This is a genomic window from Beduinella massiliensis (assembly GCF_900199405.1).
GTDB classification, from domain to species: Bacteria; Bacillota; Clostridia; order Christensenellales; family Aristaeellaceae; genus Beduinella; species Beduinella massiliensis.
Map to the genome: position 1 here is coordinate 1998011 of NZ_LT963430.1, position 21473 is coordinate 2019483.

Annotated in this window: 22 protein-coding genes; 21 read left to right on the top strand and 1 reads right to left on the bottom strand. The window is 50.5% G+C overall.

Annotation, left to right across the window (positions count from 1 at the left end):
• The first annotated feature begins 14 nt into the window (after window positions 1–14).
• From C1725_RS09775 to C1725_RS09850, 16 genes are read left to right on the top strand one after another with little or no spacing between them, the layout of a single operon-like run.
• Window positions 15–668 (top strand): NeuD/PglB/VioB family sugar acetyltransferase, encoded by a 654-nt coding sequence (locus C1725_RS09775; RefSeq protein WP_102411425.1) that lies wholly within the window; start codon window positions 15–17, stop codon window positions 666–668.
• Window positions 669–692: 24 nt separating this feature from the next.
• A complete protein-coding gene (locus C1725_RS09780) occupies window positions 693–1442 on the top strand; it encodes an SDR family oxidoreductase (protein WP_102411426.1) in 750 nt (249 codons plus the stop codon).
• Window positions 1442–2524 carry a 3-oxoacyl-[acyl-carrier-protein] synthase III C-terminal domain-containing protein gene (locus tag C1725_RS09785; protein ID WP_102411427.1) on the top strand — a complete coding sequence of 361 codons (1083 nt, stop codon included), beginning with the start codon at window positions 1442–1444 and terminating at the stop codon, window positions 2522–2524. The genes C1725_RS09780 and C1725_RS09785 overlap by 1 nt, the downstream gene beginning before the upstream one ends.
• The gene (gene fabD, locus C1725_RS09790; protein ID WP_102411428.1) at window positions 2521–3438 is read left to right on the top strand and encodes an ACP S-malonyltransferase; all 918 of its coding nucleotides are present in this window, start codon (window positions 2521–2523) and stop codon (window positions 3436–3438) included. Before C1725_RS09785 ends, fabD begins: the two co-directional genes overlap by 4 nt.
• Window positions 3435–4112, top strand: coding sequence for an MBL fold metallo-hydrolase (locus C1725_RS09795; protein ID WP_102411429.1), 678 nt, complete (start codon window positions 3435–3437; stop codon window positions 4110–4112). The genes fabD and C1725_RS09795 overlap by 4 nt, the downstream gene beginning before the upstream one ends.
• The gene (locus tag C1725_RS09800) at window positions 4063–4284 is read left to right on the top strand and encodes a phosphopantetheine-binding protein (RefSeq protein ID WP_102411430.1); all 222 of its coding nucleotides are present in this window, start codon (window positions 4063–4065) and stop codon (window positions 4282–4284) included. The genes C1725_RS09795 and C1725_RS09800 overlap by 50 nt, the downstream gene beginning before the upstream one ends.
• Before the next feature lie 12 nt (window positions 4285–4296).
• On the top strand, window positions 4297–4533 hold the full coding sequence (locus C1725_RS09805) for an acyl carrier protein (RefSeq protein ID WP_102411431.1): 237 nt from the start codon (window positions 4297–4299) through the stop codon (window positions 4531–4533).
• A gap of 22 nt (window positions 4534–4555) precedes the next feature.
• Window positions 4556–5935, top strand: a complete 1380-nt coding sequence (locus C1725_RS09810; protein WP_102411432.1) for an AMP-binding protein — start codon at window positions 4556–4558, stop codon at window positions 5933–5935.
• Window positions 5932–6570 carry a GNAT family N-acetyltransferase gene (locus C1725_RS09815; RefSeq protein ID WP_102411433.1) on the top strand — a complete coding sequence of 213 codons (639 nt, stop codon included), beginning with the start codon at window positions 5932–5934 and terminating at the stop codon, window positions 6568–6570. The genes C1725_RS09810 and C1725_RS09815 overlap by 4 nt, the downstream gene beginning before the upstream one ends.
• A gap of 1 nt (window position 6571) precedes the next feature.
• Window positions 6572–7651, top strand: a complete 1080-nt coding sequence (locus C1725_RS09820; RefSeq protein WP_102411434.1) for a LuxE/PaaK family acyltransferase — start codon at window positions 6572–6574, stop codon at window positions 7649–7651.
• Window positions 7638–8810 carry an acyl-CoA reductase gene (locus C1725_RS09825; protein ID WP_102411435.1) on the top strand — a complete coding sequence of 391 codons (1173 nt, stop codon included), beginning with the start codon at window positions 7638–7640 and terminating at the stop codon, window positions 8808–8810. The genes C1725_RS09820 and C1725_RS09825 overlap by 14 nt, the downstream gene beginning before the upstream one ends.
• A complete protein-coding gene (locus C1725_RS09830; protein WP_102411436.1) occupies window positions 8807–9787 on the top strand; it encodes a lactate/malate family dehydrogenase in 981 nt (326 codons plus the stop codon). Before C1725_RS09825 ends, C1725_RS09830 begins: the two co-directional genes overlap by 4 nt.
• A gap of 34 nt (window positions 9788–9821) precedes the next feature.
• Window positions 9822–10565, top strand: a complete 744-nt coding sequence (locus C1725_RS09835; protein WP_102411437.1) for an SDR family oxidoreductase — start codon at window positions 9822–9824, stop codon at window positions 10563–10565.
• Entirely contained in the window at window positions 10565–11398 is an 834-nt protein-coding gene (locus C1725_RS09840; protein WP_102411438.1) for a 1-deoxy-D-xylulose-5-phosphate synthase N-terminal domain-containing protein, read from the top strand. The genes C1725_RS09835 and C1725_RS09840 overlap by 1 nt, the downstream gene beginning before the upstream one ends.
• Window positions 11391–12368, top strand: a complete 978-nt coding sequence (locus tag C1725_RS09845; RefSeq protein WP_102411439.1) for a transketolase C-terminal domain-containing protein — start codon at window positions 11391–11393, stop codon at window positions 12366–12368. The genes C1725_RS09840 and C1725_RS09845 overlap by 8 nt, the downstream gene beginning before the upstream one ends.
• 6 nt (window positions 12369–12374) lie before the next feature.
• Complete coding sequence (locus C1725_RS09850; RefSeq protein ID WP_102411440.1) at window positions 12375–13919, top strand: carboxyl transferase domain-containing protein; 1545 nt, start codon at window positions 12375–12377, stop codon at window positions 13917–13919.
• Between the two features lie 1180 nt (window positions 13920–15099).
• On the opposite strand, the gene C1725_RS09860 is transcribed toward C1725_RS09850, so the two are convergent.
• Window positions 15100–16038 carry a DDE-type integrase/transposase/recombinase gene (locus C1725_RS09860; protein WP_102411442.1) on the bottom strand — a complete coding sequence of 313 codons (939 nt, stop codon included), beginning with the start codon at window positions 16036–16038 and terminating at the stop codon, window positions 15100–15102.
• 215 nt (window positions 16039–16253) lie between these two features.
• On the opposite strand from C1725_RS09860, the gene C1725_RS09865 reads away from it, so the two are divergent.
• The 5 genes from C1725_RS09865 (at window position 16254) to C1725_RS09885 (ending at window position 21102) form a co-directional block, all read left to right on the top strand.
• A complete protein-coding gene (locus C1725_RS09865; protein ID WP_102411443.1) occupies window positions 16254–16886 on the top strand; it encodes an epoxyqueuosine reductase QueH in 633 nt (210 codons plus the stop codon).
• 5 nt (window positions 16887–16891) lie between these two features.
• On the top strand, window positions 16892–17323 hold the full coding sequence (locus tag C1725_RS09870; RefSeq protein ID WP_102411444.1) for a hypothetical protein: 432 nt from the start codon (window positions 16892–16894) through the stop codon (window positions 17321–17323).
• A gap of 76 nt (window positions 17324–17399) precedes the next feature.
• Window positions 17400–18785, top strand: coding sequence for an MATE family efflux transporter (locus tag C1725_RS09875; protein WP_102411445.1), 1386 nt, complete (start codon window positions 17400–17402; stop codon window positions 18783–18785).
• 173 nt (window positions 18786–18958) lie between these two features.
• Window positions 18959–19936: an efflux RND transporter periplasmic adaptor subunit gene (locus C1725_RS09880; protein ID WP_346026542.1), complete on the top strand. Its 978-nt coding sequence runs from the start codon at window positions 18959–18961 to the stop codon at window positions 19934–19936.
• Window positions 19936–21102 (top strand): ABC transporter permease, encoded by a 1167-nt coding sequence (locus tag C1725_RS09885; RefSeq protein ID WP_102411447.1) that lies wholly within the window; start codon window positions 19936–19938, stop codon window positions 21100–21102. Before C1725_RS09880 ends, C1725_RS09885 begins: the two co-directional genes overlap by 1 nt.
• Window positions 21103–21473 lie beyond the last annotated feature (371 nt).

The following is a 21473-nucleotide window of genomic DNA, read 5'->3' on the forward strand; positions in this document are numbered from 1 at the left end:
AGGAGAGCATAATCATGAAAGATTTGGTCTTGGTTGGGGCAGGAAGGTTTGCTAGAGAAATAAAGGCGCTGATAGATATCATTAATGAGCAAACGCCTACATGGAGGTTTTTGGGGTTTGTGGAGGAAGGCGCAAAGCCTGGACAAACCATTGAAGGAGACAAGATTCTTGGCGGTCTGGAATGCTTGATGGCTATGGACCCCAAGCCCTATGTTACAGTGCCTATCGGCGATCCCAAAACCAGAAAGCGTTTGGCGCAGACCTGCATGGAAGCCGGGCTCCCCAGTGCGACGCTGATTCACCCCAATGTGGAGATTATTGGAGATCTTTGTACGATCGGTGAAGGCTCCATTCTCTGCAATGGCGTAAGTTTGGCGATCAATACACATGTTGGAAAGTTCTGTATTCTCAATATGCAATGCGGTTTGGGACACGATGTGGTATTGAACGACTATGTCAGCATGATGCCGCATTGCATTGTAGGAGGAGACACGATCATCGGTGAGGGCTGTTACTTTGGCATGCGCTGCACACTTATCGATAAGATTAAAATAGCGGACGGATGTAAATTTGGAGCCGGATCTGTTGTAATCCGCAATACGCGTAAACAGGGAAGCTACTTTGGAGTTCCTGCAAAAATGATCGAGGCGTATGATGCTGAAGAGTGATGTTAAAAAAGGAGCCGGATAAGAATGATAAACCCCATGACACTGAGCGATAAACATATACTGATCACAGGAGCATCCTCCGGCATTGGAAGGAGCACGTGTATATTGGCTTCGCAATTGGGTGCGCGCGTTACATTGATTGGACGCAATGAGGAAAGGCTTCGCGAGAGTTCGGAACAGATGCAGCCAGGTAATCACCGGTACTGGATTCAGGATCTCAGCAAGATTGAGGAAATCCGGACATTGGTGAAAGCCATTGCCAAGGAACAGGGCGCTATTGACGGGTTGGTGCATTGTGCAGGGATTGGAAAGAACCGTCCAATCAAGATGACAAAGCCGGAATTTATAGAAGAGAATGCAAGGATTCACTATTTCGCCTTTGCAGAGCTGCTGCGATGTGTATCCGAACGCGGCTGCTACAATGAGGGAGCCAGCATGCTGGGGATTTCGTCGATTGCATCGATTCGTGGTGATAGGGCGCAGGGAGCTTATGCTGCGGCAAAAGGTGCGATGAATGCATTGATTCATCCCTATGCAAAGGAACTGGCTGTTAAGCGCATTCGACTCAATACCATTGCATTTGGTATGGTGGAGACGGAGATGTATCAGGAGTTTAAACAATCGGGTGGAAATGATGAAGAATTGATGCGTAATCAATATCTTGGAGCGATTCCTGTGGAGAATGCTGCAGAGGTGATTTGCTTCATGCTGAGTGATGCATCCAGATACATGACGGGTACAAATCTAATCTATGATGCGGGGGCACTGTCTTAATGATTACTTCTAAGTTTTCTAACATTAAAATCGCAGGCATAGCTGCAGAGCTTCCAAACAAATGTGTCAATGCACATGACTATGATGAACTATTTGGCGCTGAAACGGTATCCAAGAACATTGAAACAACGGGCGTACGGCAGTCTTATCACGCGCTGCCCGAGCAGACTTCCTCCGATTTGGCTTTTGTTGCGGCGAAGCGGCTTATGGAAGAGATGGACATTGATCCGAGCACGATCGGCGTATTGATTTTTACGGCTGCTTATTTGGATTATCAGGTGCCGCCGACAGCCTGCGTTTTGCATAAGCGCCTGGGATTGTCCACGGACTGTATTGCGTTTGACACAAATCTGGCGTGTTCTGGATATGTCTATGGGATTCAGACGATGTGTTCTGTTTTGCAGTCCAGCGATGCAACACGCGGACTATTGCTGAACGGTGACATTACGAGTAAGGTGATTTCTCCGCTGGACAAGTCAAGAATGCTGTTTGGAGACGGTGGCACAGCGACGCTGTTTGAAAAATGTGAGGAGGCGCCGCAGATTACCGTGGGAATGAAGACCGATGGAAGCCGGTTTAAATCAATCATTGTGCCAGCTGGCGGTTATCGTAATCCGGAAGCTTCTCATGAACGTGTGGAGTGGGCGGATGGAAACGTGCGTTCGGACTACGATCTGTTTATGAACGGCATGGATGTCTTTGGATTTACCATGACAGATGTACCAAGGCTGGCGCTGGAATTTTTGCGCAATCAGAAGCAGAGTGCTGAAACATACGATGCGTTTATATTCCATCAGCCGAATCTGTTTATTCTGAAGCATCTGCTGAAAAAATTGAAGGCTCCGGCAGAAAAAATGCCTATTTCGTTGGATCGCTACGGAAACACGAGCGTATGTGCTATACCTGTAACGCTGTGTGATCACTTTGGCGGCAAAGGCCAAGGGGAGAAGCGAGTGTTCCTCTATGGATTTGGCGTCGGACTTTCGTGGGCGTGTGCTGATGTGACGATTGATACGGATCATATCTATACGATAGAGCATACTGACGATTATTTCACAGAAGGAACGGTGAGTCACGGTTGAAAACAGCGTTTATATTTTCGGGACAGGGCGCACAGTATCCAGGCATGTTTAAAGACCTGTATGAACGTGATGCCTGCGTTCGCGAAGTATTCCAATGTGCTGACGACGTGTTGGGAAGATCCATTACCCGGCTTTGCTTTGAAGGAAGCCAGGAAGAGCTTAATCTTACGCACAATACGCAACCGTGTGTGTTGGCGACAGATCTGGCAGCAGGGGCTATTTTAAAGAAACACGGAATTATGCCGGATTGTGTGGCAGGATTCTCCTTGGGTGAATATGCGGCACTTGTTTCTGCTGGGGTATTGAATATGTCTCAGGCGTTTGAGATTGTGCAACAGCGTGCCGATGCGATGCAGGCGGCGGTTCCGATTGGAAAAGGCGCGATGGTAGCGGTAATCGGTACAGAGCCTGCAAACGTGGAAGCGCTCTGTGCATCAATCACAGAATACTATGTAGCTCCAGCAAACTACAATTCGCCTCTGCAAACGGTTATCGCTGGCACGGCTGAAGGCATTGACGCTGCAATGCGTGCGGCTGAAGAGAAAGGGATGCGAGCGATGCGTTTGGCAGTTAGCGTTCCTTCGCATTGCAAGCTGATGGAATCGGTAGCAGAGATTCTGAAGAACGTGCTGAAGAATTATAAGCTGTCTGCTCCGGTGCTACCTATCTATATGAATGCCATTGGCAGAGAAGTTTCGGAGGGAATTGCAGAGCTGCTGGTGGAACAGGTTGTACGCCCGGTTCGTTGGACGGATACAATTTGTGGAATGAGGACGGCAGGCGTGAATACACTGATTGAATGCGGCCCAGGCAGAACGCTGACAGGGCTTGCCAAAAAGACGGTCAGCGATGTTATGCTTTGCCGAGCAGAAAATGTGCAGACGCTCAATAAAACTTTGGAAATGCTTGTATGAAGATTTCGCGAGTTGTATCCGATAAACTGCAATCTAACATGTATTTGATCAAAGAGAATGGTCATGCTGTGGTGATTGATCCTTGTTCGGATACAAGTGCCGGGGAAGGGCTGAAGATCGATCGGATTTTGATCACCCACGAACACTATGATCACATCTCTGGTGTCAATGCGTGGAAAGAAGCGTATCATGCCCCGCTTCTGTGCAGTAGAACCTGTGCAGAAATCATTCGAGATTCCAGAAAAAACATGGCTCGATATTTCGACGCGCTCTGCGAGATTCAAAGCTGGATAGCGCTGGATCACATTCCGCTTTCCGATCCTGCATACAAGGCAGAGGCAGATGAAATCTTTGAACAATATTATAGCTTTGAATGGCAGGGTCACATATTTAAACTATATGAATTGCCGGGGCATTCAAAGGGCGGGATGGGTATTTTTCTGGACGATACAATTTATTTTTCCGGGGACAACCTCATTCCCGGCATGGAGGTTGAGCTTAGATTCCCCGGGGGCAATAGGGCTGAGTGGGCGAGTATCACGAAACCTTTTTTAGATGCTTTGCCTTCTAGTATAACGGTATATCCTGGACACCATCATCACTTTATTATGGAGGAAAAGAAAAATGACAGAACAAGAAAAACTGGCTCTTCTGGAAGAAACTCTGGAGGTTGAAGAAGGAACGCTGACGGCTGAAACCGTCCTTGCGGATGTGGAAGAGTATGATTCGCTGACAAAGCTGTCGTTGATTGTCATGATGGACGACGAATTTGGTGTTGTACTCAACAGCGAAAAGATTAAGACGTTTGTAACTGTCGGCGATATTCTCGCCCTGATGAATGCGTAAAGGAGAATAAACATGAATAACAAGCAGAAGTATGATCAGGTTTTCAAGACGGCGTTTAACGTAAGCGACGAGCAGCTTCCTGCTCTGGTTTATCAGGGTATTGAAGCGTGGGATTCCGTTGGGCATATGGGTTTGATCGCCGAACTGGAAGAAGCGTTTGATATGATGTTTGATACGGATGATATCATTGATTTTTCTTCCTATGAGAAAGGAAAAGAGCTTCTTAAAAAGTACAACGTAGAGACCTGATGTGTGAGGAGGCAAACACACAATGTTTTTTTGGGATGAGCTGGCACAAAAGGGCGAAGCCGTTGCAGTGCATACGGAAAATAGTGTGCTGACCTACAATGCGTTAGATCAGATGGCTAATGAAATTGTGGAAGAAATTCCTGAACGTTCATTTGTATTCTTAGTTTGTAAGAATTGCGTTGCTTCTGTTGCTGGTTATATTGGTTTCCTAAAAAAGCGAGGCGTACCAGTGTTGCTGAATGCGGCGATTGATAACGGTCTATTTAACGCCCTGAAGGAGCGTTATCAACCGCAGTATATTTGGTGCCCGGATGATTTTATGCAGGACGACGGGATTTTTGCGATAGAGGGTTACAAGCTTATTGCCACGGGTGCTGAAGCGCCGAAGATGGACGATAATCTTGCTGTAATGCTGACGACTTCTGGAAGCACAGGCAGCCCGAAGTTTGTACGTCAAACCTATCTGAATATTCAGTCCAATACTGAGTCGATTGTGGAGTATCTTGCGATTCGCAGCGATGATCGTGCGATTACTACGTTGCCCATGAGTTATACATATGGGCTTTCTATCGTGCAGTCTCATCTGATGGCAGGGGCCAGCCTGATTCTTACAGAAAAGTCATTCTTTGATCGTGGATTTTGGTCGTTCTTCCGGGAGAAGCAGGCAACAACATTTGGTGCCGTACCATATACTTATCAGATGCTGGACAGGCTTCGTTTTCTTCAAATGGACTTGCCATCCTTGCGGTATATTACGCAGGCGGGTGGCCGATTGGGTGCCCAACTACACGAGAAATATGCAGTTGGGATGAGGGCGAAGGGGAAAGCGCTGATCGTGATGTATGGCGCGACAGAAGCTACTGCGCGCATGAGCTATGTGCCTGCGCAAAACTCGGTAGAGAAGGCAGGAAGCATTGGAATTGCCATTCCGGGGGGCCGATTCGAACTGATTGACGTTGATGGAAGCGTAATTACTGAGAAGGAAAAAGTGGGCGAACTGGTATACTATGGCGATAACGTAACAATGGGTTATGCTGAATCACGAGAGGATTTGGCGAAGGGCGATGAGCGTCATGGCCGATTGGAAACCGGAGATATGGGAAAATGCGATAAAGATGGATATTACTATGTTGTTGGACGAAAAAAGAGGTTTTTGAAAATATTTGGCAATCGCGTGAATCTTACGGAGATCGAAGAGCTGCTAAGCAAGGTGGGATTTGAAACTGCATGTGTGGGCGAAGACGACAAGCTAAGAATCTATACGACCAGCGAACAGACTGAGGAAATCGTTGGATATATCAGTTCAAAAACCGGCCTGAATAAAGCGGCATTTACAGCAATCCATATTGAAGAGATTCCTCATAATGATTCGGGAAAGGTTTTGTATTCGGAATTGAAATGATGCGACTATTTGAATCTAAAACGGACAAGGTTTGTGACTGGGATTTGTCCGGCTATACAAATGCAAGGATCATTATGCCTGCCTCTGCAGATACTGAGGTGGAGATGTATCGACGCGGTTTTATGCTTGCAGATCGTACAATGGGTGTATCCATCAATCTGATGCGTTCAAAGATTGATTTTGATCAGCTCGTGCGTATGGAGATTTCTGAATTGACGGGTGAGTATGCGGATGTCTTGCGTATAGCGCAGGCAAGCTTTGTGGATGACAGACGATTTCATATTAAGCTGCGGCCAGATCTGCAGGAAGCTTCGGGTATTCTGGCTCAGTGGATCGATGAGAAGGACACAACGCTGATCTGCAAATACAAAGGAGCCGTTATAGGCTTTTTGACGCTCAGAAAGATTTCGGACAAAGCAGCGTTTGTTCATTTGGCAGCTGTTGAAGCACGCTATCGTATTACAGGCGCGGCAGTGTCTCTGTATGCAAAAGCAGTCTCTATGTGTAAGGCGTCCGGTTATCAGCAGCTCAACGGCCGAATCAGCACCAAGAATACTGCGGTGATGAATTTGTATGCTTCGCTTGGTGCATCTTTTTCAGAGCCCGAGGATATTTTCCTGATAGAGGTAGAGTAATATGGTATTGGATACATTATATGAACTCCCCCCGTATAGTTTGAAATCGGACGAAAAGGAAAAGAGATTATTCGAGGGACTCATTGAACTGACGGAGTACCACCGGGAACATTGCCAATCCTATGCGAGAATACTGGATACGATAGGCGTTGATTTGTCTAAATGCCATCATGTTGAGGATATTCCCTATATTCCTGTACGGTTGTTCAAGCTCTATGATATGCTGAGCGTAAACCGGGAGGATGTTGCGAAAACCCTGACTTCGTCTGGCACGTCGGGCCAACAGGTTTCCAGGATATTTCTTGACAAAGAGAACGTGCGCCGCCAGACGAAGGTCCTCGCGGAAATCATCACATCCTACATTGGCAAGCAAAGACTGCCCCTTCTTCTTCTGGATACGGAAATGGTGAAAAAGGATCGGAGCATGTTTTCTGCGCGCGGCGCCGGAATCATCGGCTTTACGACTTTCGGCAGGAATGTGACATATGCGCTCAATGAGAACATGGAAATCGATATTGAAAAGATTCGTGCGTATGTTGAGAAGCATAAGGGAGAAACCATTCTGATGTTTGGATACACATATATGATTTGGCAATATGTGGTCAGGGCGTTGGAGGAAGCAGGTGTTTCGCTGCCGATTGAAAAGGGTATCCTTTTCCATATTGGCGGCTGGAAGAAGCTGAAGGATCAGGCGGTAGATACCGAGACATTTAACAACCGGCTCCATGCTGTATTGGGGGGAAATGTGTCGATTTATAACTACTACGGCATGGCTGAGCAGCTTGGATCTGTGTTTGTTGAATGTGAGCATGGTCATATGCACTGTTCAAACTATTCAGATGTCGTGATCAGGCGTCCGGCGGATTTTTCTGTGGCAGGCATGAGAGAAAGAGGCTTGATGGAATTGGTTTCCCTGCTGCCGATCAGTTATCCGGGACATGCCATTCTGACAGAGGATGAAGGAGAAATCTTGGGCGAAGACGATTGTCCATGCGGCAGAATGGGCAAGTATTTCAAAATACATGGGCGTATCAAGGGTGCGGAATTGAGAGGATGCAGTGACACTTATGAAAAGCGTTGAGTATATCGTGGGCACAGCACAGGTTGATCGAACCCCGCTCTCCCCTTACAGCAAAGAGGCGATTGAGTTCACTTCCGATTTGTCTCGTACATTGTTGGCGATACCGGAATGCAGGCAATATCCTGATATTATTGCATTGGCTTTTTGGTGTCGGCGAGCCAATATTCTAGGCTTAAAGGAGCGCTGCGTCGAGGCTGCTCAACGATTGGGGCGAGGACTGTGCTTTCACATTGCGCCCGGCAATATCCCAATTAATTTTGCGTTCAGCTATTTGTTTGGCGTGTTGTCGGGCTGTGCAAATATTGTGCGTCTGCCCAGCCGGGTATTTCCCCAGACACAGGTGGTTTGCCAGGGTGTTTCTGATACGCTGAGCCGACATGATGGGATCGCCAAAAGGACGGCCTTTGTTCGCTATCCGGCAGACGATGAGATTTCCACAGCCTTTTGTGAGCAGGCTGACGTTCGTTTGATTTGGGGCGGAGATCGGACGATTGCTTCGGTAAAACACTATTCCAGCAAGCCGCGGTGTATTGATATCGCATTTGCAGACCGCTACTCCTTTGGCCTTTTTAATGGTGAAGCTGTACTGAAGGCGGATGACAAGACAGTACGCTCGCTGGCAGAGAATTTTTACAATGATACGTATTTGATGGATCAAAACGCCTGCTCCAGTCCGCAGATGATTTTCTGGATGAACGACAGCCAGCAGGCTCGTGAAAGATTCTGGAACGCTGTATATGAAACCGCGCAGCGCAAATACGTGCTTCAGCCCGCTGTCAGCGTAGAAAAATATACAAAGATGTGTGAAGATGCAGTGCATTCCGAAAGTGTCATGAGATGCGAAAAGAAGGATAATCTCCTGTATCTAATGCAGGTAGAAACTCTGCCGCAGGACGTAACGTGTCTTCGCGGAAAAGGTGGATACTTCTATGAGCACGGTTTGGACGGATTGGAAGAACTGGTTCCGTATATCACTGAAAAGTATCAGACAATTACGTACTTTGGGTTTGATGGAGAAGCATTGCGCGATTTTGTAGTGACGAATCATCTCCGCGGAATTGACCGAATTGTCCAGGTTGGAAAAGCGATGGATATTGGTATGTTCTGGGATGGATATGACCTTGCGCGGGTTTTGTCGCGCGTTGTGAGGTTGGAATGAAAAACATAAAACTGGTTCGCATGGGCGGAACGCGCAAAGTAGCGATTGTTGGCGCCGGCTATGTTGGTTCCTCAATTGCCTATGCGCTGGCATTGCGCGATATTGCACGCGAGATTGTATTAATCGATGTTGCGTATGAAAAAATCGACGGCGAAGCGCAGGACATTCGGCATGGAATTCCCAGCATGGGTACAGTGGATTTGTATGCCGGTGATTACGAAGATTGTGTAGATTGTGATCTGATCATCATCACTGCGGGCAGAAATCGACGTCCCGGGGAATCGCGCCTGGATATGACCAATGAAAACGTAAAAATCATGCGTAATGTCGTGGACTCCATTAAACAATACTATACACGTGGCGTGATCATGGTAATCTCCAATCCTGTAGATATTTTGACGCACAAAGTGGCAGAATGGATGGATTTGCCAGATGGAATGGTCTTTGGTTCCGGCTGTGTACTGGACACGTCGCGGTTTGTTCGATGCCTGGCAGATTATGTTGGCTTAAGTACAGGCGTAGTGAATGGGGTTCTTGTAGGAGAGCACGGGGATGGACAGGTGCCACTGTGGAGCCAAGTGAGCATTGCAGGAATGCCGATCGCAGAGTATTGTGAAGCGACAGGATTGCCATGGGATGAGGAGATTCGTGCGCAGATGGCGCGAAAGACGCGGGAAATGGGCGGAGAAATCATTCGGGCAAAGGGAAGGACACATTTCGGAATTGCCACATGCGTATGCTATTTGGCAGATGCCATTTTAAACCAAAGGCCGACCATTGCCTCCGTTTGCTCTCCACTGCGGGGCGAACATGGTGTGCGAGGAGTCTCTCTTTCAGTTCCCTCTGTTGTTGGAGCGATGGGTGTGCAGCAACGCATTCGTGACCGTTGGATGCCAGAAGAATACCGTGCATTTTTTGACTCTGTTGAGAAGATTAGAGAGGTATTGGAACGCGTAGGCGAATCTGTAGGCAATTAACGGATGACAAGATTACAGGTCTGGGGTGCAGCAGATGAATCTAAAGAATAAGAATGCCATCATTACAGGTGCCAGACGAGGCATTGGCAGAGCTACCGTCGAAGTTTTTGCAAAAAACGGTGCAAATGTTTGGGCGTGCGCGCGAAAACAGGATGATGCGTTTGAACGTGATATGGAAGAGCTTTCGCGCGTATGTGGCGTTTGGATTAAACCGGTGTATTTTGATATGTCAAGTGAAGCTGAGATTAAAGCTGCGGTTAATCTGATTCGCAAAGACAAGAAATCAATTAATGTATTGGCGAATATCGCTGGCATCGTTGAAACGAGTACGAGCTTTACGATGACAGAAATGGAAAAGATGCATCGTGTGATGGACATCAATTTTTTTGCGGCAACATTGATTACGCAGTATGTTGCCCGTTTGATGATGCGTCAGAAATACGGAAGTATCGTCAATGTATCCTCTATTGCTGGCTTGGATGGAACACCGGCTCAGTATGAATATGTGGCCAGCAAGGCTGCGATGACTGGCGCGACGAAGCATCTGGCGCGCGAATTGGCGCCTTATCAGATTCGTGTAAACGCGGTTGCTCCGGGAATTGTAGGAACCGAAATGGGCGACCAGATGAGTATGACGCTGCGGGAAGATACCTTGCATCGTTCAGCCATGGGCAGGCCGGCGAAGCCGGAAGAGATTGCCAATGTGATCGCATTTCTTGCTGATGACATGGCGAGCTATATCACAGGTCAAACGATCCGGGTAGATGGAGGAATATGATGGCAGATCAGCAGCTTGTTCAGCGCTGTAAAGCGCTTGCGAAGCAGATTCGTAAGGATATCATCGAGATGACGTATTCTACAGGAAATGTAGGCGCACATATAGGCGGAAGCCTTTCCCTTGCAGAGATTCTTGCAGCGCTCTATGGCGGCATTGTGCGGTATGAGGCAAACAATCCGCTGATGGAGGAGCGCGATCGTGTTATTCTGAGCAAGGGACATGGTGCGCTGGCATTGTACCCGGCGCTAGCAGGTGTTGGGATTATTCAACGGGAAAAACTGGATGCGTTCAAACAGGATGGAAGCGACTTGTCTGCTCATCCATCTTTGACAGGAATGCCGGGTATTGAATATGCAAGCGGCAGTCTGGGGCAGGGGCTTTCCTTAGGCGTTGGCGCCTGTTTGGCTCTTAGGCGCAAACAGAATGAGGATTCACGCGTATTTGTCATCTTGGGAGATGGCGAATGCGACGAAGGATCGGTGTGGGAATCGGCTGCCAGCGCGGCACATTTTGGCTTGAATCAGCTCGTGGCAATTGTAGATGAGAATCATATCCAGTATGATGGTTGGACGAAGGACGTCATGGATATGGGTGCAATGGAGAGCAAATGGAAAAGCTTTGGCTGGGAAACATGCGTGACAGACGGACATGACGTTGAAGCGCTCTTGGATGCGTTTGGCAGCAAGAGGGAAAAGCCGCTTGTTGTGTTGGCGCAGACAGTGAAGGGCAAAGGCGTTTCTTTTATAGAGAATAATAAGCAATATCATAACAACAGGCTTTCCCAATTACAGTACGAACAGGCGCTGACCGAAGTGGAGAAAGAGAATGATTGAGTACAATTCAAAGAATATTCGCATGTGGTCGCGGCTGGGACCCAGTGGGGCCTTTGGTGTGGCTGCTGAAGAACTGGCGAAAACGAATCTTAATGTGCTGATGCTCACCTCTGATCTTTGCTATTTTTCGGGCTTGGAACGCTATCAGCACGAGCACGCGGAACAGTTCTATAATTTCGGAATTGCGGAACAGAACATGGTTGGTGCGGCAGGAGGCTTGGCTAAGGAAGGTTTTATTCCCTTTGCCAATTCCTATGCAAGCTTTTGCAGCACGCGCTGTGCAGATCAGGTTCGTGTGAACATGTCATATATGAGGCTGCCTATCAAGCTGGTAGGATTGACGTCCGGATTTGGCGCAGGCATATTGGGAACGACACATATGAGCATTGAAGATCTGGCGTTTATGCGCGCGCTGCCAGGCATCACGATCCTTTCTCCGGCGGACTGTATGGAGATTATAAAATGTGTTTTGGCGGCAGCCAACACAAAGGATCCCACATATATTCGAATGACCGGCCCTATGAATATGCCGATTGTCTATAAAGAGGATTATGAATTCTGTATCGGTAAAGCTGTGAAGCTTAAAGAAGGAAAAGACATTGGCATTATTGCAACGGGAAGCATGGTTGCTAATACGCTAAAAGCAGCGGAGATGCTGGGCGAGGAAGGCATTTCCTGTTCGGTGATCAACATGCATACGATTAAGCCTATGGACAAAGAGGCGGTTTGTGCAGCTGCCAGGGCACATGAATTGCTGGTTACCATCGAAGAACACAGCATTTATGGCGGTCTGGGCAGTGCGGTGGCTGAGCAGGTAGCCGCTGTTGGCAAGGGGATCCCGGTTCTGCGCTTAGGCGTTTGCGATGCGTTCCCCAAAGCGGGAGGATATGCTTATCAGCTTGACCAGTCGGGATTAAGCGTTTCAAAGATTGTGCAGCAGATCAAATGTGCATGGGATGGGAGAAACTGACGGTATATGTGGGATAAGAGCATTATTGAGGAATTGAGGCGGCGAAAGACTCAGGCGCTGGAAGGTGGAGGAGAAGCCCGAATCCAAAGACAGCATGCAGGCGGCAAGCTGACGGCGCGGGAGAGGATGGATATCTTATTTGATCCCGGCACCTTTATGGAAATTGAGGTTTATCGCGAAGCGCGTCCGGATAAAGCGGGAACTGGAATTGCAATCTATCCCGGCGACGGCGTTGTCGTGGGCTACGGTCAGATTAATGGTCGTCTTGCTTATGCGAGTTCTGAGGATTTTACAGTCAACGGTGGAACGCTTGGGGAGACGCATTCCAAGAAGATTTGCCATGTTCAGGATATGGCGCTTGCAGCAAGGGCCCCGTTCATTTCCATTAATGACAGCGGTGGAGCGCGCATTGAAGAGGGAATTAATTCTCTGGCAGGATACAGCGGCATTTTTATGCGCAATACGCAAGCCTCGGGTGTGATTCCACAAATCGCGGTTATTATGGGTCCATGCGCAGGTGGAGCATGTTATTCTCCTGCAATTTGTGATTTTGTTTTCATGACGAGACAGACCAGCAAAATGTTTATTACTGGTCCAGTTGTGGTGAAGGCGTCTACATTTGAAGATATTACGGCGGAAGAACTGGGTGGCGCACAAATCCATGCCAGCATTTCTGGCGTAAGCCATTTTGTGTACGAAGACGACCGGTCTTGTTTGGAAGGCGTTCGCAGGCTGTTGTCTTATCTTCCTCAGAACAATGAGGAACAGCCGCCGATTCACTGGAGTGAATCGGTTGATACATGTGACAAGATTGAAGAGATTGTACCGACCAACATGAGACGGGCGTATGATGTACATCAGGTCATTGAAACATTTGTGGATAAAGGATCGTTCTTTGAAGTACAAAAAAACTTTGGTGTGACAGCTGTCATCGGTTTTTCGAGGATTGAAGGGGAAACGATAGGCATTGTGGCGAATCAGCCATCCTGCAATGCAGGTGTGTTGGATATTGATTCCAGTGATAAGATTGCCAGGTTTATTCGTTTTTGTGACTGCTTTAATATTCCGCTTGTATCGCTGGTCGATGTGCCAGGCTATATGCCAGGAAGACAACAGGAGCATGGCGGAATTATTCGACATGGCGCAAAGATTCTCTTTGCGTATTCTGAGGCAACTGTACCTAAGGTTGGGCTTATTATGCGAAAAGCATTTGGCGGTGCCTATATTGCGATGAATAGCAAGTATATGGGTGCGGATTATGTATTTGCTTGGCCGATTGCACAGATTGCTGTCATGGGACCAGAGGGCGCGGTGGATATTCTTTATAGAAAGCAAATCAAGGAAGCTGAGGATCCGAAGGCTGTCCGTGCTGCATTGATTGAAGAATACGAAAAACGCTATTTGAATCCATATATTGCAGCTGAAAATGGCTATATTGACGATATCATCGAACCGAAGGATACCAGAAAAGCGATTGTCAATGCGTTGGATTCACTGCGTTCTAAGAACGCGATGATTATTAAGAAAAAACATGGGAATATTCCACTCTAATTTGTGTGGGATATGATAGTAGTGCTTTTCTCATAGACGGATATGTGAGGCTATGTCTCTTTATGCTTTGCAAATTTCCTGTCAGAACTGGCAAAAGTGTAGATTATATCACAATGTCCTTTTTTCAGTTCCTATCGAACAATACCTTTATGGATGAATTAAGTAAGACGGGGACAGAGGAATTCTCGGATTGCAATACCGTTAAAACTTTTTCTTCTTATAAAAAGGAACGCGCCCGCGTGAGAGAATCTCATAGAAACGAGAGAAAACTCTATGTTGGTCTATTTCTAAGTAGCTGTATTCTGCGCTTTACATCTATAATTATTCATAAAATACTGAATTGACGTGTCTTGAAATGTAAAGAATATTCATGAATATGCGAAGGAGGGGCAAAATAGTCAGAGGGTGTTCAAGGGGTATGTGCCATACTAACATTGCTCCGATCTTTGCACACTTCTTGAACAACCTCGTCCTCAAATCGTAAATTGTATCAGAATCTGCGTGCAGACACAGGGTATTCCGAAATCCTTAATAGTGGGATTTCGGAATTTTTTGTGTCCAAATTTTATGTCATCCGTATCCTGTATAGGCAGCGTGAACGGATTTTTATTGCGCGAAAAGAATAGAATAAGGTCTTTAAATAAAGCTCCGAAGTATTCCATGCAAACGGATTTTCGGAGCTTTTATATCGAGGTGAGGCCGGACGGCTTTTTTAGTTGAGGGGGGAATGCGCGGTTAAAGCTCGAAAGTCCGCGATGTACGGCCTGCCTTTTGGGCGGGCCGGGCGTCTAACAACAGACGCGGCAAATGCAGTCTGCGGTGATTTGAGGCGGTATGCTCAGCGTCATGATTCCATTATACTCGATGCGCACGCAATCGCCGACGCAAAAACACCGCGTGTTTTGAGCAAAGACGATCACCTGCTGACAGGTGCTGCGATCAAGCACCAATAAGCTGAAATTCCGAACTTCGAGGACAGTAGCCCACATCGTCATCCCGATCCCTCCCTTTGGCCTGGGCCCGATGTAGCCTATGCGCGCCGAAATGCACGCGTGCGACACGAGAAATAGGGGCACGCTGCGCCACAACGCCGGTACCGGCGCGACACCGAATTGAATCTCGCCGGACGCGCATGAAGAGCTTCTGTATTTGGACTGAGGGACAATTTATTGTAGGTTTGTCAAACATCTTGGACAGTGAAAGCAAGAAGGAACTCTCTAGGCGAAACCCAAAGGAGAGGGCGCATCGGTCTGTTGTTGGTGCGAGCTTGGTGGGCAGCTAGCTGCCCACCAAAGTCATCGAGCGAGAAGAAAGAGTGGGTATTGTAGAATAGCTTTTGGTCTTCTCTGTGACTGCGTTCAACCTTACCGTTGTGGCGAGGTGTGTATAGTTTTATGAGCTTATGCCGGATTCCCAAATCAGCAGCCGTTTTCTCAAACAGAGTTACCTGATTGCGTTTGCTGTTGGAAAAGCGGTTGGTGAATTCAAAGCCGTTGTCGGTCTGGACACACTCTACCCGGATACTCCGGCGGGCATACCACTTGAACAGCCTTTTGAGAAAATCAGCGGAAGAATAAGTAGACTGCTCAGGGTAAGCAGCCAGGAAGCGCAGTCGGGTAAACTCATCCATGGCGGAGTACTGAAACAGGCGCAGCTCCGGGTCCGAGATACAGCGGCGAGGCACCACCTTCACATCCACCTGAACGCGCTGTCCAGGATAGGTCATCTGCTCATAAGGCTTGGGCCTATAAGCCGGCTTCTTCTCTACTTGTGGGAATAACCCCAGTTTCCGCATCATACGGAAGAGGCTCTCCGGGCGGCGGGTATATCCTCGTCGGCGTAAGCGGTGCCACAGTTCCACCATGCCTAGTTTGGGATCTCTGCGGCGCATATCCCGGATCAGCTTCAGCTCCGCTTCGGTATGCTGGTTGGGATGACTGTGGGGACGCCGGGACTGGCAGGCTAGGGAGGCCATGCTCCCATCCCAGCGAGCTTTCCAGAAGTAGATATACGACCGGCTCTTGTTGTATTTCCGGCTGGCCCGGCTCACGCCGTATTTCTCCGCATACTTCATCAGGGATTGCCGATATGCCATGTCCTGTGTTATACTCTTGCTCATGAAGGATGTGGCCTCCTCTCGTATCGTTGTTGTCCGCAACTCCAACTATAACCGATGAGGCCATATCCTTCATCCTTTTTTTCTTCTACTGTCCAATATGTATTGTACTCCTACAGTATTTGGACTGAGGGACAATTTATCGCCTTTCTTATCTGCAAGATTTATGGTATAATATTAGGAAAAGAATTTTACTGGTGAAACGGGGAATACACCGAATGGTCGTGAATTATCAGAGAAAATTGGAGGAGACGCTGCGTTCCTTGAACGGAAGGCGTCCCCTTTTGTTGCTGCACGCCTGCTGCGCGCCGTGCAGCAGTTATGTGCTGGAATACCTGTCACCTTACTTTGACATCAGGCTCCTATACTATAATCCCAATATCGCCCCGGCGGAGGAATACGGGCGCCGGTTAGGCGAAGTGCGCCGGCTCGTTCGGGAGATGGGTTTGACGAATACGGTTCAGGTCGTGGAAGGAGCGTATGAGCCGGAGCGATTCCGGGAAATCGCCCGTGGGTTGGAGGCTGAGCCGGAGGGCGGAGCGCGCTGCGAACGCTGTTTTCGGCTTCGGCTCACGGAAGCGGCGCTGGCCGCGAGGGATTTGCACGCGGATTACTTCACCACGACGCTGAGCATCAGTCCGCACAAGAATGCGGCGCTGCTCAATGCGATCGGATTGAAACTGGAGCAGACGTATGGGGTACGTTACCTTTGCTCAGATTTTAAAAAGCGGGACGGATTTAAGCGCTCGATCGCGCTCTCGGAGCAGTACGGCCTTTACCGTCAAAATTACTGCGGCTGCGCCTATTCCAAGCTGGCGGCACAGGCGGAAACCGACACGTCCAAGGGGTGAGAGACATGGAAAAGATCGACCTGTATTCGTACCGCTGCGGAGTTATAGACTGTTTCAACGAGATGGTGCACGCGGGCCTCAAACCGCTGGCGCTTGCCCATCCGTGTGACACGCCGCAGGAGCGGGATCGGTATCTGTCATTCTGCGATCAGATTTGTGCCCAATACGGCACAAGGTACGTCGTGGAGGACGACCCGCTTTTGAGCGACCTGTTTCCCGTTTCGATGAATCGGGGGAAATATGGCATTCTCTTTTACCGGGAAGATGCGGTGCTTTTGGCTTACCGGCGCATTAAGGCGGACAAGCGCGCGCTTTTGGATGACGGAGCCTACGCGGGCAAGGCGCGCCGGGAAATCGCCCTGCGCTTCGGTGCTCTGCTCGCCTATCCGCCGCAGGACTGCGAGCGGCTGATTGCTCAAAACGACGAAAAGGAATAAAAATCGCCGTGCAGGCAGCGGCAGAAATAGAAAGAAGAAGCGCGGGCATACGAAGCCTGCAAGAGGAAAGTCTGACATGAACCATGCGAAGAAAGACACGAAACGCACACTCAACCTGGGAGAAGGCAGCATCGGAAAGCTCATGCTGCGTCTGGCGCTTCCGGCGATCATGGCGCAGGTCATCAACGTTCTTTACAACCTGGTCGATCGTATCTACATTGGAAACATTCCGGGCGTCGGCAGCGCGGCGCTGACGGGTGTGGGCGTGACCTTTCCGGTCATCATGATCATCTCTGCGTTCAGCGCTTTTGTGGGCTTCGGCGGCGCGCCGCTGGCCTCCATCAAACTGGGCGAAGGCGACCGTGAGGGCGCTGAAAGCATTCTGGGGACGGGCGTGGTGATGCTGCTCGTGCTCTCCGCCTTGCTCATGGCCTTTTTCTTCGCCTTCATGCGCCCGCTTCTGATCGCGTTTGCCGCCAGCGAGCAAACCATCGGCTACGCACAGGATTACCTTACGATCTATCTGTACGGCACGCTGTTCGTGCAACTGGCGCTCGGTCTCAATCCCTTTATCAGCGCGCAGGGGTATGCCGCGACGGCCATGCTTTCGGTCATGATCGGCGCGGTGCTCAATATCGTGCTGGACCCGTTGCTCATCTTCGGACTCGGCATGGGCGTAAAGGGCGCGGCGCTGGCGACGGTGATCTCCCAAGCTGCCTCCTGCCTATGGGTGACGATGTTTCTCGCAAGCGCGAAGAGCCAGATTCGCATTCGTCCCACAAAGCTTCGACCTGATTTGCGGCGCGTCGCGGCCATCGCCTCGCTGGGCGTTTCGCCTTTCATCATGCAGTCCACAGAGAGCCTGGTACAGATCACGCTTAACCGCGGCATGCTGCAATACGGCGGCGACCTGTACGTAGGCACGATGACGATCATCATCAGCGTGTGCCAGCTCTTTTCTACGCCTGTAAGCGGCTACACGAACGGCATGCAGCCGCTCATGAGCTTTAATTACGGCGCCTGCAAGATGGATCGCGTGCGCCGCACGTTCAAGCTGCTGCTCGTAAGCACCCTGTGCATTACCCACGCGGCGACGCTACTCACCATCTGCTTTCCGCGCGCATTCATACGCATGTTTACCTCTGACCCGCAGTTGATCGAACTGACGGTGCGCGGTATGCGCATCTATATGCTGGGAATCGGTATCTTCGGCATTCAGAATGCCTGTCAGGCTGCCTTCCTTTCGCTCGGACAGGCGCGCGTCTCGCTGTTTTTGGCGGTGCTGCGCAAGATCATCCTGCTGATTCCGTTGGCGATGATCCTGCCGCGCTTCATGGGAGTGACCGGCGTTTACACTGCGGAACCGATTGCGGACACGCTTTCCGCGATCACGGCAGGCGCGCTCTTTTACATCAATTTTCCGCGTATCCTGAATCGAAGAATGGAACAGAAGAATATGTAAATGGCGGATGGCCGCGAAACGCGAGGACGTCGTTTTTCAAACGAGGGACGCCCAGCGTTTCGTGGACATCCGTTTTATGCGCGCTTCGCGCTTCCATTTCTTAAAGGGGACGCATTGGGATAATCGCCGCCCGCGACGGCAGAATAAAACTGCGATGCGGGAGGATGATGGATATGCATAAGGAATGGTTGACGCGCGGGGTGCTCGCCCTGACGGCGTGCGCGGTGCTGGGGATGCTCTTTTGGCCACGAGAGCAGGCGGTACGGGTGAAGACGGCGACCATCGAGCGGCGGACGATCGAGGATTGCGTCATGGGCAGCGGCGTTATCGGGCGAAGGGATACGAGCATGATCGCAAGCCAGACGGGCGGCCGTGTGGCGCAGGTGTATGTCGGCGCCGGCGAATGGGTCAAGGAAGGGCAGGCGCTCCTGCGACTGGATACGTCCCTGCTGGAAACCTCGCTGATGCAGGCGGTTCGCCGGGTGGAGAGCGCGAGCGTGGAGACGTTCGGAAACAGCACGGCCGATTCGCTGGTCAACGCGCAGCAGGCGACGATGCAGGACGAGGTGGAAACGCTCTGCGCGCAGGTGGCCGCGCAGACGCTGCGCGCGCAACAGGACGGGCAGGTGCTCTACACGCACGTGAAGAGCGGGGAGGTACTGCTCGCGGGCAGTCCGGCGCTCACGCTCGCGGGGGCGGAGCAGAGCGTCTCGATGCAGGTGGGCGAGCGAGACGCGGCGCGTCTTGAAACGGGGCTGCCCGCTCGGCTATTGCGCGACGAAAAGGTGATTGGCACGGGGCGCGTCACCTCTGTGGGCCTTCCGATGGCCCGCACGGACGGCATCAGCTTGGCAGACGTAGAGATCACGCCGGACGAGGAGCTGGAGCTGCCAGTCGGTTCTCGAGTAGACGTGCAGATCGTTCGCGCCTCCAGAAATGCGGCGCTCGTGCTGCCGGTTGAGGCGTTTTCCGATGACGAACAGAGCGTATGGCAGGTTTATGGCGAACGCGTATGGCCGCTGAAGCTGAAGACGGGACTTCAGGACGACTTCGGCATCGAGGTGCTCAGTGCGCCGGTGACGCTTACCGTCGCGGTGGATGCCCCCGATGCGCTTGAGGCGGGCACGCGTGTAAAGGCGGTGGAGCCGTAATGCGCGGTCGGGACATATTGGGGCTTTCGCTCAAGAGCATCTTTCAGACGCCGGTGCGCTCTGTCTTGACGGTGCTGGGACTTTCCATCGGCATCGGGGCGATTGTGGCGATAACGGCGATCGGCGACGCGGGGCAGCGCGAGGTGGAGACGGAGCTTGGGCGCATCGGCGTAGGCCGCGCATGGGTTCACGCGAGCGTTCAAGAGGGCGTTTCGCTCAGACGTCAGGATGCAGGACTGATCGAGCGGGGGATAGAGGACGTGCTCGTGAGCGCCAGCGCCGCCAGGACGGCCTACGCCACCCGCGCGGATGAGACGGCCGTCGTTAATCTGACGGGATGCGATGCACAGATGGGAGACATCGAAAAGGTAAAGATGCAGAGCGGACGCTTCCTGCTTTCAAGGGACATCGAGAATACGCGGCCCGTCGCGGTCATCGACGCAGCGGCGCAGGCATCGCTGTTTGGAAACGGAAACGCGGTGGGGCAGACGATCGACCTATCCGGCAGGCGATTTTCCGTGGTGGGCGTCATCGCACCGGCGACCACGGAGCGCGTGATCGCCACGGGCACAGGAAAGGTGTACATCCCGATCACCGTGTACGAGACGCTGTTTGGCGGCGGCGTGGATGAGCTGGTGCTTTGCGTAGACGCCTCGCGCGACGTCGGAGCGGTCGCAAAAAGCGCGGAAAAGATCCTGCTGAGGCGATATGGGGAAGGATATGAGGCGATCACCCTGGAGGAGGAGATGGCTGCGGCGCGGCGCATCCTGCAGATTTTCCTGCTCGTGATGTCCTGCGTGGCGCTCATCTGCATGCTGGTGGGCGGCATTGGGGTGATGAACATCATGCTCGTGTGCGTCCGAGAGCGAAAACGCGAAATCGGGCTGATGAAAGCGCTGGGGGCGACGGGGCGGACGATCCTGATGCAGTTTCTGCTGGAGGCGGTGTCCTACGCGATGCTTGGCGGCATGCTTGGCATGGCGGCGGGCAGCGCGCTGATCGTGGGAGCCTCTCGTCTGATCGGCATATCGATCGAGGCGTCCCTCAGGACGCTTGGGGCGGCGGTAGGCTTCTCCGGCACGATCGGCCTCTTTTTCGGTGTCTATCCTGCAGTGCGGGCTTCCCGCATGATGCCGGTGGACGCGCTTAGAAGCGATCAGACGTAAACGGCGAATAAGTTGAAGGCGGACAACAGGAAGATGCAGGAAATGGAAGGGCGGTAACGTTAACGCAATCCATATTGCGGCAAAAAACTGCATTTTCTGTTATTTCAATATTCAAAATGTTAAAGCTTGAAAAAGGTAGTATTCAAAACACGGCGAAAACATGAGAAAAACGACGGAAAATCGAGATTTTCCCTAACCAATTTCATTAACCGGGTAAGAGGATAAAAAATGCGGCGAGAGCGTGAAAAAATGTGGCAAAATTGTGATGGAGACTACACAAATGCGCCGCGCGAAGTTTGTGTATTTAAGCAATTTACGTTCGTAAAATAAACCGGTATAATGATGGCAAATGAGGTTGACAGTTAACGTTC

Bases quoted from the DNA above. Each gene is read 5' to 3' on its own strand.
- C1725_RS09775 (WP_102411425.1), top strand. From the start codon at position 15: ATGAAAGATTTGGTCTTGGTTGGGGCAGGAAGGTTTGCTAGAGAAATA.
- C1725_RS09780 (WP_102411426.1), top strand. From the start codon at position 693: ATGATAAACCCCATGACACTGAGCGATAAACATATACTGATCACAGGA.
- C1725_RS09785 (WP_102411427.1), top strand. From the start codon at position 1,442: ATGATTACTTCTAAGTTTTCTAACATTAAAATCGCAGGCATAGCTGCA.
- C1725_RS09795 (WP_102411429.1), top strand. From the start codon at position 3,435: ATGAAGATTTCGCGAGTTGTATCCGATAAACTGCAATCTAACATGTAT.
- C1725_RS09800 (WP_102411430.1), top strand. From the start codon at position 4,063: ATGACAGAACAAGAAAAACTGGCTCTTCTGGAAGAAACTCTGGAGGTT.
- C1725_RS09805 (WP_102411431.1), top strand. From the start codon at position 4,297: ATGAATAACAAGCAGAAGTATGATCAGGTTTTCAAGACGGCGTTTAAC.
- C1725_RS09810 (WP_102411432.1), top strand. From the start codon at position 4,556: ATGTTTTTTTGGGATGAGCTGGCACAAAAGGGCGAAGCCGTTGCAGTG.
- C1725_RS09815 (WP_102411433.1), top strand. From the start codon at position 5,932: ATGATGCGACTATTTGAATCTAAAACGGACAAGGTTTGTGACTGGGAT.
- C1725_RS09820 (WP_102411434.1), top strand. From the start codon at position 6,572: ATGGTATTGGATACATTATATGAACTCCCCCCGTATAGTTTGAAATCG.
- C1725_RS09825 (WP_102411435.1), top strand. From the start codon at position 7,638: ATGAAAAGCGTTGAGTATATCGTGGGCACAGCACAGGTTGATCGAACC.
- C1725_RS09830 (WP_102411436.1), top strand. From the start codon at position 8,807: ATGAAAAACATAAAACTGGTTCGCATGGGCGGAACGCGCAAAGTAGCG.
- C1725_RS09835 (WP_102411437.1), top strand. From the start codon at position 9,822: ATGAATCTAAAGAATAAGAATGCCATCATTACAGGTGCCAGACGAGGC.
- C1725_RS09840 (WP_102411438.1), top strand. From the start codon at position 10,565: ATGGCAGATCAGCAGCTTGTTCAGCGCTGTAAAGCGCTTGCGAAGCAG.
- C1725_RS09845 (WP_102411439.1), top strand. From the start codon at position 11,391: ATGATTGAGTACAATTCAAAGAATATTCGCATGTGGTCGCGGCTGGGA.
- C1725_RS09850 (WP_102411440.1), top strand. From the start codon at position 12,375: ATGTGGGATAAGAGCATTATTGAGGAATTGAGGCGGCGAAAGACTCAG.
- C1725_RS09860 (WP_102411442.1), bottom strand. From the start codon at position 16,038: ATGAGCAAGAGTATAACACAGGACATGGCATATCGGCAATCCCTGATG.
- C1725_RS09865 (WP_102411443.1), top strand. From the start codon at position 16,254: ATGGTCGTGAATTATCAGAGAAAATTGGAGGAGACGCTGCGTTCCTTG.
- C1725_RS09870 (WP_102411444.1), top strand. From the start codon at position 16,892: ATGGAAAAGATCGACCTGTATTCGTACCGCTGCGGAGTTATAGACTGT.
- C1725_RS09875 (WP_102411445.1), top strand. From the start codon at position 17,400: ATGAACCATGCGAAGAAAGACACGAAACGCACACTCAACCTGGGAGAA.
- C1725_RS09880 (WP_346026542.1), top strand. From the start codon at position 18,959: ATGCATAAGGAATGGTTGACGCGCGGGGTGCTCGCCCTGACGGCGTGC.
- C1725_RS09885 (WP_102411447.1), top strand. From the start codon at position 19,936: ATGCGCGGTCGGGACATATTGGGGCTTTCGCTCAAGAGCATCTTTCAG.